Below are 14224 nucleotides of genomic sequence, written 5' to 3'. Positions count from 1 at the left end.
AGCCACATGAGTCAATCTGATGGACCGAAATTACGAGGCGCGGTGGTCGGCGCCGGCTACTTCAGCCAATTTCATTTCGATTCGTGGAAGCGGATCCCCGGCGTCGATTTGGTTGCGGTTTGCGATTCCAATCCGGCGGCTGCCGAGCGGGCGGCCAAGACCTATGGGGTCGACGCGGTTTTCACCGATCACGCGAACATGCTGGCCGAAGTCGAATTGGATTTCGTGGACATCGTCACGCGCCCGGACACGCATTTGACGCTGGTCGGTGATTTTGCCGCCGCCGGCGTGGCGATCATTTGTCAAAAGCCGCTCGCGCCGACCGTCGCCGAAGCCCGCCAGATTGTCGACGTCGCGTGTGCCGCGGGCGTTCGGTTCATGGTGCACGAGAACTTTCGATTCCAGCCCTGGTATCGCGAGATCAAGGAGCTGTTGGAGAGCGGCGTAGTCGGGCACACGGTACACACCCTCACGCAGCGGAATCGCATGGGCGACGGCTGGGGAAACGATGCTTATTTGGCGCGTCAGCCGTACTTTCAGACGATGGAACAGTTTTTGATTTTCGAAGCCGGCATTCACACGATCGACACGTTTCGCTACCTGGCCGGTGAAATCGATCGCGTCTGGTGCATGCATCGAAAACTCAATCCGGTGATCGCCGGCGAAGACACCGCGATCGGGATCTTTCAGTTTGCCCAAAGCGGCGTCGGCGTTTATGACGCCAATCGCTACAACGAGTCGACAGCGGACGATCCACGTTACACGTTCGGCGAGCTGTTGGTGGAGTGTGACGGCGGAACGATTCGCTTGTACGATGACGCTCGGTTGGCGGTCCAGCCACTCGGACAGCCGGAAACGCCACACCCATATCAACCCAGTCGGCACGGATTTGCCGGCGACTGTGTCCATCAAACGCAATTGCATTTCGTCCGCGGGCTGCGGTCTGGAGAGGCCTTTGAAACCGACGGCCCCAGTTATCTGAAAAGCATCGCGGTTCAGGAAGCGATGTACCGCAGTGCCGAAACGATGATGTGGGAGACACCGTCCGAATGAGAATCCTGGATTTGACGCTGCGATTGGAAAAGGGGATGCGCGGCGTCGATTACGAAACCAAGTACACGGTTGCCAAAGACGGTTGGAACGCGCGGACGTTGCATCTGTATTCGCACTGCGGGACCCACATGGATTCGCCCTATCACTTTGAGGCAGGCGAGCAAACGATCGACCAGATTCCGATCGCCGATTGCATCGGCAAAGCGTGGGTGGTCGGGCTCGACGGTCTGGCCGACCGAACACCGATCACGGTGCAGCACCTGGGGGCGTTGGCCGACCAGGTACAGCCCGGTGATGCGTTGTTGTTGCGGACGCTGTGGAGCCGCCATGTCGGCGATCCCGACCACTACCGCGACCACTTTCCGCCGATCAGCCCCCAGCTAGCCCGCTGGATGGTGGACCGACGCGTCCGGATGGTCGGGGGCGAGCCGCCGTCGGTGGCCGATGTCAACGACTTGGCCGCGGTGACTGAGATTCATCAGATTCTGCTCGGTGCGGGCATCATCATCGTCGAAGGGTTAACGGGCCTGGATCAGTTGACCGAGCCGACGTGCATTTTCGGCGCGATGCCGTTGAAGATCGCCGGGGGCGACGGGGCACCGTGTCGCGCATTCGCGATTTTGGGGGCGACGTGGTGAGTGACCTTTTGAACCAGCTTCCGCCGCCGCGCCGCGAGGACATGCTGCCCCGAATTCGCCAACTCGCTGAAGCATCCGGTGCCTGCGTGGTGGTGTTGGACGACGACCCGACCGGGACGCAGACGGTCTATCAAACGCCGGTGCTGACCACTTGGGATGTGCCCTCACTGGCCGACCAACTGCGCCGTGGCGACACGATGTTCTACGTGTTGACGAACTCGCGGGCGTTGCCCGAGCGCGAAGCCGTTGAATTGGCACGCGTCCTCGGCCGCAACCTGCGTGAAGCGGCGGCCAGCGTTCAGAGAGACGTGACGGTCATCAGCCGCAGTGATTCCACGCTGCGGGGCCATTACCCGGCCGAAGTCGATGCGGTCGCCGAGGCACTCGGGCATCCCGGTGCGGTCCACGTCATCATGCCGTTTTTTCTGCAGGGCGGACGTTTGACGATCGGTGACACGCACTACGTGGCCGAAGGCGATTCGTTGGTGCCGGCGGCGGACACCCCGTTTGCCCAAGACGCGACCTTCGGATTTCGTCATTCGAACTTGCGCGACTGGGTGGTGGAAAAAACCGGGGCGGCGGTCGAGCAGGCTTCGTTGCATTCGGTTTCCATCGAGGAGCTTCGCGAAGGTGACTTGCAGCAGCTCGCGGCGCGGATTGCCGCCTTGCCGTCGGGAAGTGTCTTGATCGTCAATGCGGTCGACATCGCCGATGCCCGCGCGTTCGCAATTGCCGCGCGTTTGGCGGAACGCTCGGGCGCGGAATTGATCTACCGCACCGCAGCGAGTTTTGTCCAATCCTATGCGGGGCTGGAGGAGAAACCGCTGTTGCGCGGCGACCAGATGATCGCCTCGGCCCACTCGGCAGGTTTGATCGTCGTCGGTTCGTACGTTCCCAAAACGACGACACAGTTGAATCGCTTGCTCGCCGGCGAGGACGCACCCCAAGCGGTGGTGTTGGATGTCGGGCGGCTGTTGTCGGATCAGGCCGCCGAGCATTTGGCCGAAGTGATCCAACGCGTCAACACGCGACTTGCCCAAGGGCAGGACGTCGTGCTGCACACCTCACGGGGTTTGGTCACCGGAGCCGACGGCGAATCAAGTTTGCGGATCGGTACCGCGGTTTCCAAGGCGGTCGTCGATGTCGTCCGCGCGGTCGATGTTCCGCTGCGTTTTTTAATCGCCAAGGGAGGCATCACATCGAGCGACGTGGCGACCAAGGGGTTGGAAGTCAAACGCGCGATGGTGCTGGGACAGATCTTGCCGGGCATTCCGGTCTGGAGTTTAGGCCCGGAGAGTCGTCGACCCGAATTGCCCTACGTCGTTTTCCCCGGCAACGTCGGCGGCGACGAGGCGCTGGCCGATGCCTACAAGAAGCTGCGAAAGAAATGATGGGGGTCAGGCAGAGCCTAACGTGCGAGGTGAGTTGCCATCACACAGGCGGCCGTTTCGACGCGGTAGATCCTCGTGCCCAAGCCGACTTGTTCGTAGCCCGACTCGATCGCCGAGTGGACTTCTTCGTCGCTGAACCCTCCCTCGGGACCGACCAGGGCCGTGGCGGACGTTGCTGCGTCGATTTCCGCCGCGAGTGATTGGATCGGGCGGCCATCGGGGTGCGCGATCCAGCGAACGCCTGTGTGCGGCTCGGCGAGAAACGCTTCCATCGACGTTGGTGTATCGATCTTCATCAAGACATTCCGCTCGCACTGTTTACTCGATTCGATCACGATCCGTCGCAGTTTGGTCAATAGCGAATCGGTGGGTGGGCGTTGAGTGCGTTGGCAGACGAGCGGCGTGACGCGACGGACGCCAAGTTCGGTCAAACGCTCGATCATTTCTTTACAGCGTTCGGGCTTGGGTAGCGCGATCCCCAAATGGGTTCGGCACTTCGGCTCGCGATCGATCGCCACGGCGGCGGCGGCTTCGACGGCACACTTGCGTTTGTCGATCGAAACGATGGTTGATTCGGATTCGTGCCCGCAGCCGTCGAACAAGGTGATCACGTCGCCGACTTTGGCGCGCATCACGCGGGCCGCGTGACTCGCCTCCTCGTCGCTCAATGGGACGAGTCCACCGCTCGGAGGCAAGTCCGGTGCGTAATAACGACGTGTCATGGTGGTTTACTTGAACCGGTAGATCGCTTCGGCGGTGCGTACGATCAGCGAGTTGTCGACGACGGCGGGGCTGGCCATGATCTGTCCGTCCAGTTGGTTCTCCGCCAGAACTTCGCTGTCGCGACCGGCGCTGATCACTGTCACGGTTCCTTCGTGCGATCCCAGGTAGATGCGGTCGCCGACGAGCAGCGGGGACGCACTGTATTTGCCACCGATGCGTTTCTTCCAGACTTCATCACCGCTCTCGGCTTCAAAGCAGCTGGCGATCCCGTTGTCTTCCATCACATAGATCAGCCCGTCATGAAGGATCGGTGAGGGTTTGGCCGGAATCCCTTTCATCACCGTCCAGGCAACGTGGGTGTTGGTGACGTCGCCGGATCCATCGACCTTGACCGCCCACAGCTGCGGTTTGCCAAAGCCGGTCGAAAAGTAAACGACGCCGTCGGCATAGACCGGGCGGGGGACGACCGAAAACCCTTTGCCGTGACGCAGTTTCCAGATTTCGTTTCCGGTTGCCGGTTCATAGGCGACCATCCACTGCGATCCCATGCAAATCAATTGTTCGCGTCCGAGTCGGTCGGTGATTTTGATCGGCGTGCAATACGCTTTCTTCTGGTCGCCGGTCGGGGCATCCATTTCCGGTCGATCCGTCTCCCACAGGGTTTCACCGGTGAGCTTGTCGAGTGCCGTGACGTATTGGCGTTCGATTCCGTCTTGGATCAGGATCAATCGCTGTCCGTCGATAAACGGCGAGCTGCCCGGGCCGACGGAGTGATCGAGCGGCAGCTTGCGTTGCCACTCGATTTGGCGGCTGTCGCGATTGACGCAGAACGTGCCGTAGGTTCCGAAGTGGCAGTAGATGTTCGGCCCGTCGATCACCGGAGTCGGTGAGGCATAGCTGTTGAGCGAGTGGATCGGATCGGGAGTTTCAATTTCGGTCAAATCAATTTCAGCGAGTTGCCGACCGGATTCCAAATCGAGGGCGAACAATTTCAGCCGGATCGCCTTGGCAACGGCGAGCTGTTTGAATTTTTTCTCTTCGATGCCGGCGGCGCGGAGCAATTCGAGGCGTTCTTCTTCGCTGGGGAACACTTCGATCGCCGTCGTCGCCCAAACCACCCCGTCGGCGATCACCGGCGACGACCAGGCCTTGCCGGGAAGTTCCGTTTTCCAAGCCAGGTTTTCTTTTTCGCCGAAGGTCAGTGGCGTGTGTTGATCGGTGACGATGCCGTCGCCACCCGGGCCGCGAAACTGGGGCCAGGGGGAGTCGGCGTGGGACGACGACAGGACGAGCAACAAACAGGCGGCGAGGATGCAAAGGCGAGCGTGCATGGGCGGGACTGCAATGGCGGTGCGGTCGAATGGGAAGGATCTGACGGATGGCCAGAATCGAAGTATAGCCAGAATCAGCGCCCGCGTCTCTTGGCCGGCCGATGAAGCACCGACGGCACACCGTATCCACCGCGAGCAGGTGGGTTAAGATCAGTGGCTCCGCTTTCCAGTCGGTGGACTGACGTTTCTCTGTGGATCGTGCCGCCGGATCGGTCCTCCGCATGTCGGTTGCGATTGAGCTAGAATCCGTCGCCAAAGTGACCGAAACCTCCCGCCCATCTCCCCCCCAAGGTTCTTTCTCGTGAACGTCAACCGTCGCACTGCCCTGGCCCTCGCCGCGTCTACATCGCTCTCCTTTGCCCGTGCTTGCCAAGCGGCCCAGACGCCGTTTCGATTTCGTTACGCACTCGCCTCGTGCATGTACGGCTACGCGCCTCTGGCGGAGATTTTGCCGGAGGCCAAGAAGATCGGAGCGACCGGCATCGACATTTGGCCCAAGGTGCATGGAAACCAGCGGGAGCAACTGGACGAGCTCGGCGAAGACCGATTCGCCGGCATGCTGCGCGATCACGACTTGGAGCTTTCCTGCATCACGCAGTACAAGCTGGGACCCTTCGGGATCGACGACGAAATTCGCCTCGCCTCGCGTCTGGGCTGCAAGCTGATCGTGACGGGCGGTTCAGGGCCAAGAAACTTGAAGGGCGCGGAGCTGAAGGAGGCGATCGCTGCATTTTTGAAAAAGTTGACGCCGACGATTAATCTTGCCCGTGACCACGGAGTGCGGATCGCGATTGAGAATCATGAGAACAACTTGATCCACGACGCCGATTCGCTGCGTTATTTGGTGGACTTGGCGCCGTCGGACACCATCGGCGTCGCGTTCGCCCCGTACCATTTGCCGCAAGACAACGAGGTGCTGTGTCGATTGCTACGCGACCTGGGCGATTCGGTTGCCGTGTTTTATGCCTGGCAGCACGGCTTGGGATGCAAAACGAAACTGCCCAAGGAGCAGGAGTTGTTGCAGATGCCGGGCCGCGGTGAATTGGACTTCGGGCCGATCGTCAAAACGCTCGCCGAGATGCAGTTCGATGGCTGGACCGAGATCTTCATGCACCCGGTTCCGCGGGGGATTCCGATTCTGGAAACAACCGAGGCGGTAACCGTGGAGATCAATCGGTCGCGCAGGTATTTAGAGCAGCGGCTCGCGGCAGGTTAGCGCGTCGATGGCGCCGGCAGGCGACGTATAGACCCAACGCGGCGAAGATCGAAAGCGAGCTAGGCTCGGGTGTCGTCAGTGAACCAGGCGGAGTCGGGGGAGAGGGCGAAGGTACCGAAGGGGCTGCCGTATTCGCGAACGTGGTTAACGTCGCGGGACCGACCTGCTCCACGCTTGAAAAGGAAAATGGAAACCGTCGCAACAACGCTCCGCCGACATGGATAAAACCTGCCCCCGCCGAAACAACCTCAGTCCGGAAGCTATAGGTGGGCGAAAAAATTCCCCACCCGGCGAGCGAAACGGTTAGGCCTCCGGAAGTTGTCAGGCCCCCTGTCGGAATCGTGCCCGGATCCACGAACAAGTTCGGGCCTCCGGGGATGAAAATGCCAGGCCCGTCGAAATTAAAATCTGTCGGATTGGCAAAGGTGTCGGACAATTGGAGCGTAGTCATCCACAGTGACAGATTGGATGGATCAAAACCGTCCAATTTCACCGTCACGTCCAGCACTTGTCCGACCTCCAGGCTGGTCGGATCTGCACCCGCAATGTCGATCTGCGACGTGATCAGACCTGCCGAGGTACGACTGCTATTGAACGCGAACAGGGCCAAAAGGACGGGGAGAAATGCAAATGCGGCGGGTCGAAACAGTGTCGGCATGGGTTGGGCTCTAGTTGTCATTACAAGTGTGGACCGTCCCCGGACGAATCCCCGAATGATCGATGATCGACCAGGGGGATCCCATCGGGACTGGGCCACACCCAACGCACAGTCCGTGCCAACAAGCAGATGGCGAGGCGATTGCAAGAGTGACTGGACGGAGCACCAATGCGTCGCTGCCGCACTGGGGTGGGGATTCTCGTCAGTCCAAAGGTGGAGGACTTTTGGCCGGCCGAGTGCTCCGTCTCACGTTGCGTTTCGGGTAGGCGGTAGTGGACGAGGCGACGAGTCCTCTAGCTAACGTAGTGGACGAGGCGACGAGTCCTCGCCAACATGCCCACTGCAGCGGACTCGTCGCCTCGTCCACTACAGCGGGCTCTTCGCCTCGTCTTATTACAGCGGACTCGTCGCCTCGTCTATTGCAGCGGACTCGTCGCCTCGTCCACTACAGCGGACTCGTCGCCTCGTCTTATTGCAGCGGACTCGTCGCCTCGTCCACTACGATTGGGCTGAGGCGGAATCTTAGTGCGCTTCCAACCAGTTCGATCCGGTTCCCATTTCGACGACGATCGGGACCGTCATCGGCAGCGCGGTTTTCATGGCGTTCTCGATGACCGGCAGCACGTCGTCCTGTTCGGCTTTCCATAAGTCAAACACCAATTCGTCATGCACCGTCAGCAGCATCTTGGTCTGGAAGCCGCCTTCGCGCAGCGCCCGGTGCACTTTGACCATTGCCAGTTTCAGCATGTCGGCCGCGGTGCCTTGAATGGGGCTGTTCATCGCCAAGCGTTCGGCTGCCGAGGCGCTGCCGCGTGACTTGCTGGTGATGTCTCGGACGTAGCGGCGGCGTCCGGTCTTAGTCACCACATAGCCGTGTGCTTTGGCAAACGCGATCGTCTCGTCGATGTAGCGTTGGACACCCGGGTATTTCTCGAAGTAGTTCTTGATCAATTCGCTCGCTTCGGCGCGGGGGATGTTCAACCGTTGCTGCAACCCGAACGCGCTGATGCCATAGATGATGCCGAAGTTGACGGTTTTGGCTTTGGCACGCATCTCCCGCGTCACTTCATCCGGTTCAACTTTATAAACCTTGGATGCCGTCACGGTGTGAATGTCTTCACCGCCCACGAACGCGGCGATCATCGATTCGTCGCCGCTCAGTTCCGCCATGATCCTCAGTTCAATTTGTGAGTAGTCGGCCGACAGGATCAGATGGTCTTCGTCGCGGGGGACGAAGGCGGCACGGATTTCGCGTCCGCGTTCCTTTCGCACCGGGATCGTCTGCAGGTTCGGATCGTTGGACTGCATGCGTCCGGTTGCCGTCCATGTTTGGCTGTAGTGCGTGTGCAGTCGCCCGGTTTCGGGGTTGACCGCCGCGGGCAGCTGGTCCACATACGTCGATTTCAGTTTGCGAGCGTTACGATAGTCCAGCACATCGCGGACGATCTCGTGTTTCCCCGACAGCCGTTCCAACTCGGCTTCACGGGTGGAGTATTGCCCGGTCGCGGTCTTCTTCGGATTGTCCTCCAGTTGCAGTTCTTCGAACAAGACGACGCCCAATTGTTTGGGGGAGTCGACATTGAATTCGTGGCCGACCGCGGAAAAAATCCTCGCCTGCAAGTCATCGATTTCGGCTTGCAAGACGTCGGAGTATTTCGCCAGGGAGTCCGTGTCCAACGTGATGCCGTTGTATTCCATGTCGACCAAGACCGGGACTAGCGGGCATTCGACTTCATCGCAGACTTGCTGCACACCGCGCTCGATCGCCATCGGCTGCAGGATCTTGGCGATTTGCAGGGTGATGTCGGCGTCTTCGCAGGCGTACTCGGCCAGTTTTTCCAGCGGGACGTCCGCCATGTTTTTCTGTTCGTCGCCTTTGGGGCCGATCAGGTCCGACGTCGGAATCGGTTTGTAGTTCAAGTACAGTTCCGACAGCGCGTCCAGCCCGTGTCGCATCTCCGGTTCGGTCATCGTGTGGACCAGCATGGTGTCGACCAACGGCGCGCGGACCTCGATGCCATTCCATTTCAATAGCGAGATGTCGTACTTCAGGTTGTGCCCGATTTTCGTGACCGATTCGTCGGCAAACAAATCGGCGAACTCGGCCAGCATCATCGCCCGCTCGTCGGGGTCTTCGGGACAGACGACGTAGTACGCTTCATGCGGTTTGATGCTGATCGCGATGCCCAGCGGGACGGCGGTGCGTGGATCCAGTCCGGTGGTTTCGGTGTCGAAGCAGAACGCTTTTGCTTTGGTCAGTTGTTTGATCAGCTTGGCGCGTTCTTGCTTGGTCGTCAGCGTGTGGTAGGTGTGTGCGACTTCGTGGATCGATGTTTCGTCCGACGGTTCATCAAACAGAGATTGTTGGATTTGCGTTTCGCGTTTTTCGCGGGCCACGGCGGATCGCGCCGAGGCGACCGAGAACGACTTTCCAAAAATTCGCTTGCCGATCGTCTCGAATTCCAATTCGGTCAACAGCTCGCGCAGTTTTTTGTCGTCACGTTTTTGACGGGCCAATGCATTGATGTCGATCTCGGTCGGCACATCCAACAAGATGGTGACCAGGCGTTTGGACAGCAGGGCGAGTTCGGCGTTTTCCTGGACGCGCTCCTTCTGTTTGCCTTTCAGTTTGTCGGCGTTTTCAAGCACACCTTCGATGCTGCCGTATTCGGCGATCAGCTTCTTGGCGGTCTTGGGGCCGATGCCGGGGATGCCGGGAATGTTGTCACTGGAGTCGCCCATCAGCCCCAGCACGTCGATGACTTGATCGACACGCTGGATCTCCCATTGCTCGCAGACTTCCTTGACCCCCAGGATTTCCGACTCGCCACCTTTTCGTCCCGGTTTGTAGACATGGATCTGGTCGGTGACCAATTGGTGATAGTCTTTGTCGGGCGTGACCATCCAGGTTTCGAAGCCTTGGTCGGACGCCTGGTGGGCCAGGGTGCCGATCACATCGTCCGCTTCGTAGCCGGGCATGCGGATCGTTTTGATATTCAAGGCGTCAAACAGTCGGTCGATCCAGGGCAGTTGGCTGGCCAGGTCTTCCGGCATCGCGTCGCGTTGGGCCTTGTACTCCGGGTAATCGATGTGCCGCTGGGTGGGCTCGGAGGTGTCGAAGGCGCAGGCGATGTGCGTCGGTTCCTCTTTGGTCAGGATGTCGGTGATGGCGTTGAGCATCCCGAACACGGCGGAAGTGCATTGGCCGCCGGAAGTGAATCGCGGGCTGCGGATGAGCGCGAAATGGGCGCGGTAGGTCAACGCCATGCCGTCGAGCAGAAACAGCTTCTTGGTCGGCGAGAAGAGATTGGGAGTTTCGTCGGCCATGCGAAAGTCTTTAGTGAGAATAGCGTGGGAAAGGTGAGAATGTACGCTGGTGTGGCGTCGTTCGATAGATCGTGGTCACGCCGCCGAGCGACGGAGAACTCGTGGGGAAATAGGACGCATGCGACAGATAAGGCCCATGAGTCCTATTTGTCACATTGGTCCTATTGTCATCCTGGATTTCACCTCTGCGGCAAAGCCCCGTTGAACGAGCGGATCTTTCAGAAACCTGCCGTGGCGTCATCCGTCGGCGTGCATCGCGGGGGGCAATTTGCTAGAGTAACGCCACTCGTCGTTTTCTGCGCCTGGACGGTCGTCCGTTTTGGGCCGATGTTTTTGGAGCTGATTGGGCGAAGTGAAAACGGATCGCCTCGACTAACTTTTCTCTACCAGGAATTGCTATGGGATTGTTTGACAGGTTGCGCCACGAACTGATCGACATCATTGAGTGGATCGACGACTCCAATCATACGTTGGTTTGGCGGTTTCCCAGGTACAACAACGAAATCAAAAACGGCGCACAGTTGATCGTGCGTCCGGGCCAAATGGCGGTTTTGGTCAGCGGCGGCGAGATCGCCGATACGTATGGTCCCGGGCACTACGAGCTCGAAACCAAAAACATGCCGATCCTGTCGACGTTGCAGGGTTGGAAATACGGCTTCGAAAGCCCCTTCAAGGCCGAAGTGTATTTCGTCAGCACCAAGCAGATCACCGATCTGAAATGGGGAACGCCGAATCCCGTGATGTTGCGAGATCCCGAGTTCGGCCCGATCCGTATTCGCGCTTTCGGCACCTACGCCTTGCAAGCGGTCGAGCCGAAAGCGCTGTTGCGGGAGATCGTTGGAACCGACGACGACTTCCAGTCCGACGAGATCACCGATTTGATGCGTTCGATGATCACCTCGGCCTTCTCGCAGGCGTTGGCGGATCTGCAGATTCCCGCACTCGATCTGGCATCACGCTATCGGGAACTCGGTGACACCATTCGGGCACGCGTGGTCGAACAGATCGATGACGAGTACGGGTTGGATTGCCCGCAGTTGTTTGTCGTCAACATTTCGTTGCCCGAAGCGGTCGAAAAGGCGCTCGACACGCGGACCAGCATGGGCGTGATCGGCGACATGAACAAGTTCCAGCAATACCAGATGGGCAACGCCATGACGGCGGCGGCGGAAAACTCCTCCGGCGGTGGCGCCGCCGAAGGCTTGGGGTTGGGGATGGGCATGGCGATGGCCGGTCGAATGATGGGCGGCGCGATGGGAGCGACTCCCGCAGCCGGCCCCGCCGCGGCACCCCCGCCTCCTCCGGCAGCCTGGCACGTCGCCGTCGCCGGGCAGACCAAAGGTCCTTTCTCCCTCGCACAGCTTTCCAGCGGCATCGCATCGGGCGAAGTCACCAAGGACACCATGGTCTGGACCGCCGGGATGGAAGCCTGGTCGGCCGCCGCGACCGTGCCCGCCTTGGCCGGGCTGTTCGTTTCCCAAACACCACCTCCGCCACCACCGCCGATGTGACCCCACTCGTTCCCGGGCTCCGCCTGAAGGAGTTGGCGGAACGGCGCGAGCCGTCCGGTTCCACCTCGAAAGACCGGAAGGCTCGCGCCCTACCGCTCACAAAAAACACCCCGTTTGGAACCAAGGTAGGTGGCATTGGGCTATCCGCCTGCCGGCCGCCATCGGCGTGTGGCGGGAGCCCACTCACTGGCGATCATTTCAAAAGGACTGCAATTCAAGTGGACGAACCACAGCAACGATCGGGGCCGCTCGCCGGATTCACCGGAGGGACGGAATGGATGATCGATGCCTCGGGCTGCGCGGCCGGTGCGCTGCGAGATCTGCCGCGGGTCCAATCGATTTGTCAGCGCGTCGTTGCGGATTTGGGTTTAACGATCGTCGGCCAGCCCACCTTTCACACCTTCCCCGGCCCCGGCGGTGTGACGGCGCTGTACCTGCTAAGCGAATCCCATTTGGCCTGTCACACCTATCCTGAACACGAATTCGCCACCTTCAATTTGTATTGTTGCCGTCGGCGACCCGCTTGGCCTTGGCGACAGGAACTGGAACGCATGTTTGAAGCCCGCGATGTCGTGGTGCGGCAGTTGAATCGTGATCTTCGATTGACGCGGAAGGAATCGCTGCGATGAAACGCCTGAACACGAACTGCCCGGCCTGTGGCGGACCGGTGGAATTCACCACGGGGTCTTCGCTGGTCACGGTGTGTGAGTTCTGTCACACGGCGGTGGGACGCGCGGATCGGGACATCAAGGACTACGGCAAAGTCGCCGAGGTCGGTGATCCGGCTTCGGGGTTGGCTCGTGGGATCACCGGCAAATGGAACAAGAAATCATTCACGATTACCGGACGGGTGCGTTACCGTCACTCCGGCGGCGGGTCGTGGGACGAATGGTACTTGGCGTTCCCCGGTGATCGATGGGGCTGGCTGGCCGAGGCCCAGGGGAAGTTTTCGTTGACGATGCAGCGAAAGTTGACCGACAAGTCTCGTTTGCCGGATTACGACAGCATCCAGCTGAAGCAGAAAATCACGCTCAAGGGTGTCGAACTGACGGTCCGCGAAAAGGGCGTCGCGGTGGCCGAGGGTGCCGAAGGGGAACTGCCTTGGGAATTCCACCCGGGCGCCGACCATCTGTACGTGGATTTGTACGGTGCGAACAAAGCGGTCGCGACGTTTGAGTACGGCGACGGCAGCGACGATGCCGAGCAGTCGGCCTACTTGGGCAGCGAAGTCACGCTCGACGAGCTTGGCATCAGGCTCGATTCGTTGGACCCCGACGCCGGCAAGGTCCGTGTGGATTCGCTGCAATTGAATTGCCCCAAGTGCGGCGGGCCACTGGCGCTACGAGCTCCCGATGAAACACTGCGGGTCGCTTGCCCGAACTGCACGTCGATCTTGGACGCCAAAGACGGAAAGCTATCGCTGTTGCAAACGCTGCATCAAAAGAAAGTCAAGCCGCTGATTCCGCTCGGCAGCGTCGGCGATTTCGGCGGCAAAAAATACACCGTCATCGGCTTCATGGAACGTTACGCCAAGTACGCCGGCCGAACGTATCCGTGGACCGAATACCTGTTGTACAACCGCGAAACCGGATTTCGTTGGCTGGTCTGCAACGACAACCATTGGTCGCTCGTCGCACCCGTTGACGAGCCGCCCGTCTCGATCGCTGATTCTGCGACGTACGACGGCGAAACGTTCAAGATCTACGACCGGGGAACAGCCTATGTTCGATACGTTGTGGGCGAGTTTTATTGGAAGGTCACCGTCGGCGAGCAGGTCTACACGTCCGACTACATTGCGCCGCCGCGGATGCTGTCTTGGGAACGCAGCGGCTATGGAAAGTCGCAAGAAGTCACGATTTCCGAGGGGCACTACATCACCGCCGAAGAGCTTGAACAAACGTTTGGCGTGAAAGATTTGCCGCGTCCCTGGGGCGTCGGCGTGATCCAGCCGCGGCCGACACCGGGGGCCAGGTTTTGGCTCGCTTGGCTGGGATTCATGTTCTATCTGTTTTTCGCTTACGCCGTGATCGGTCGGGGCAAAGCCGATGGTTGGCTCTTGTTCTATGCCTTGGTAGGCGTCACGCTGGTCCCGGCCGTTGTGATGGCGTATCTGCACAACTTTGAAGTTCGGCGCTGGAAAGACAGCGATTTCAGCCCCTACGCATCCTCGGATGATTAAATGAAAAACACAGTGATGGTCGTGTATCTAACCATGGGGTTCGTGATTTGCGGTTGGTTCACCGCCGCCGCGGCATTCAGCTGGAGGGCGCCCAATTTCGGGATCGCCAAGGCGCTTGAAAGTAGCGGTTCTAGCAGTGGCGGTTACTACGGCGGCGGTCGCTCGTTCGGTGGTTCATGGGGAGGAGGGAAATAACA

Annotated in this window: 12 protein-coding genes; 8 read left to right on the top strand and 4 right to left on the bottom strand. The window is 59.8% G+C overall.

Features of this window, described 5'->3' with window-relative positions; genetic code table 11:
• Window positions 1-6 precede the first annotated feature (6 nt).
• From TBK1r_RS09710 to TBK1r_RS09700, 3 genes are read left to right on the top strand one after another with little or no spacing between them, the layout of a single operon-like run.
• Entirely contained in the window at window positions 7-1053 is a 1047-nt protein-coding gene (locus TBK1r_RS09710) for a Gfo/Idh/MocA family protein (protein ID WP_145209449.1), read from the top strand.
• Window positions 1050-1691: a cyclase family protein gene (locus TBK1r_RS09705; protein ID WP_145209446.1), complete on the top strand. Its 642-nt coding sequence runs from the start codon at window positions 1050-1052 to the stop codon at window positions 1689-1691. The genes TBK1r_RS09710 and TBK1r_RS09705 overlap by 4 nt, the downstream gene beginning before the upstream one ends.
• A complete protein-coding gene (locus TBK1r_RS09700) occupies window positions 1688-3082 on the top strand; it encodes a four-carbon acid sugar kinase family protein (protein ID WP_145209443.1) in 1395 nt (464 codons plus the stop codon). The genes TBK1r_RS09705 and TBK1r_RS09700 overlap by 4 nt, the downstream gene beginning before the upstream one ends.
• A 17-nt stretch (window positions 3083-3099) precedes the next feature.
• Here TBK1r_RS09700 and TBK1r_RS09695 read toward each other — a convergent pair whose 3' ends face one another.
• On the bottom strand, window positions 3100-3804 hold the full coding sequence (locus TBK1r_RS09695) for an RsmE family RNA methyltransferase (protein WP_145209440.1): 705 nt from the start codon (window positions 3802-3804) through the stop codon (window positions 3100-3102).
• Window positions 3805-3810: 6 nt separating this feature from the next.
• Window positions 3811-5136, bottom strand: coding sequence for an outer membrane protein assembly factor BamB family protein (locus TBK1r_RS09690; protein ID WP_145209437.1), 1326 nt, complete (start codon window positions 5134-5136; stop codon window positions 3811-3813).
• Between the two features lie 301 nt (window positions 5137-5437).
• Between TBK1r_RS09690 and TBK1r_RS09685 the strand changes: the two genes are divergently transcribed.
• Window positions 5438-6352, top strand: a complete 915-nt coding sequence (locus TBK1r_RS09685; protein ID WP_419581173.1) for a sugar phosphate isomerase/epimerase family protein — start codon at window positions 5438-5440, stop codon at window positions 6350-6352.
• Here the strand turns inward: TBK1r_RS09685 and TBK1r_RS09680 are convergent.
• Entirely contained in the window at window positions 6306-7010 is a 705-nt protein-coding gene (locus tag TBK1r_RS09680; protein WP_145209434.1) for a hypothetical protein, read from the bottom strand. The two genes, TBK1r_RS09685 and TBK1r_RS09680, sit on opposite strands and share 47 nt — an antisense overlap.
• A gap of 522 nt (window positions 7011-7532) precedes the next feature.
• On the bottom strand, window positions 7533-10337 hold the full coding sequence (gene polA, locus TBK1r_RS09675) for a DNA polymerase I (protein ID WP_145209431.1): 2805 nt from the start codon (window positions 10335-10337) through the stop codon (window positions 7533-7535).
• Between the two features lie 398 nt (window positions 10338-10735).
• Between polA and TBK1r_RS09670 the strand changes: the two genes are divergently transcribed.
• The 4 genes from TBK1r_RS09670 (at window position 10736) to TBK1r_RS09655 (ending at window position 14222) form a co-directional block, all read left to right on the top strand.
• Entirely contained in the window at window positions 10736-11848 is a 1113-nt protein-coding gene (locus TBK1r_RS09670; protein ID WP_145209428.1) for an SPFH domain-containing protein, read from the top strand.
• A 218-nt stretch (window positions 11849-12066) separates the two neighbouring features.
• Window positions 12067-12477 (top strand): S-adenosylmethionine decarboxylase family protein, encoded by a 411-nt coding sequence (locus TBK1r_RS09665; RefSeq protein ID WP_145209426.1) that lies wholly within the window; start codon window positions 12067-12069, stop codon window positions 12475-12477.
• Window positions 12474-14027 carry a DUF4178 domain-containing protein gene (locus tag TBK1r_RS09660; RefSeq protein ID WP_145209423.1) on the top strand — a complete coding sequence of 518 codons (1554 nt, stop codon included), beginning with the start codon at window positions 12474-12476 and terminating at the stop codon, window positions 14025-14027. The genes TBK1r_RS09665 and TBK1r_RS09660 overlap by 4 nt, the downstream gene beginning before the upstream one ends.
• Window positions 14028-14222 carry a hypothetical protein gene (locus TBK1r_RS09655; protein WP_145209420.1) on the top strand — a complete coding sequence of 65 codons (195 nt, stop codon included), beginning with the start codon at window positions 14028-14030 and terminating at the stop codon, window positions 14220-14222. It begins immediately after the preceding gene.
• Window positions 14223-14224 lie beyond the last annotated feature (2 nt).

It is taken from the genome of Stieleria magnilauensis (genome assembly GCA_007753675.1).
GTDB lineage: Bacteria > Planctomycetota > Planctomycetia > Pirellulales > Pirellulaceae > Stieleria > Stieleria magnilauensis.
This window is presented reverse-complemented; position numbering and strand designations above follow the sequence as displayed.

What these genes read in the sequence shown, in the direction of transcription:
- TBK1r_RS09710 (WP_145209449.1), top strand. Translation starts at nt 7, where the DNA reads ATGAGTCAATCTGATGGACCGAAATTACGAGGCGCGGTGGTCGGCGCC.
- TBK1r_RS09705 (WP_145209446.1), top strand. Translation starts at nt 1,050, where the DNA reads ATGAGAATCCTGGATTTGACGCTGCGATTGGAAAAGGGGATGCGCGGC.
- TBK1r_RS09695 (WP_145209440.1), bottom strand. Translation starts at nt 3,804, where the DNA reads ATGACACGTCGTTATTACGCACCGGACTTGCCTCCGAGCGGTGGACTC.
- TBK1r_RS09690 (WP_145209437.1), bottom strand. Translation starts at nt 5,136, where the DNA reads ATGCACGCTCGCCTTTGCATCCTCGCCGCCTGTTTGTTGCTCGTCCTG.
- TBK1r_RS09680 (WP_145209434.1), bottom strand. Translation starts at nt 7,010, where the DNA reads ATGCCGACACTGTTTCGACCCGCCGCATTTGCATTTCTCCCCGTCCTT.
- polA (WP_145209431.1), bottom strand. Translation starts at nt 10,337, where the DNA reads ATGGCCGACGAAACTCCCAATCTCTTCTCGCCGACCAAGAAGCTGTTT.
- TBK1r_RS09670 (WP_145209428.1), top strand. Translation starts at nt 10,736, where the DNA reads ATGGGATTGTTTGACAGGTTGCGCCACGAACTGATCGACATCATTGAG.
- TBK1r_RS09660 (WP_145209423.1), top strand. Translation starts at nt 12,474, where the DNA reads ATGAAACGCCTGAACACGAACTGCCCGGCCTGTGGCGGACCGGTGGAA.
- TBK1r_RS09655 (WP_145209420.1), top strand. Translation starts at nt 14,028, where the DNA reads ATGAAAAACACAGTGATGGTCGTGTATCTAACCATGGGGTTCGTGATT.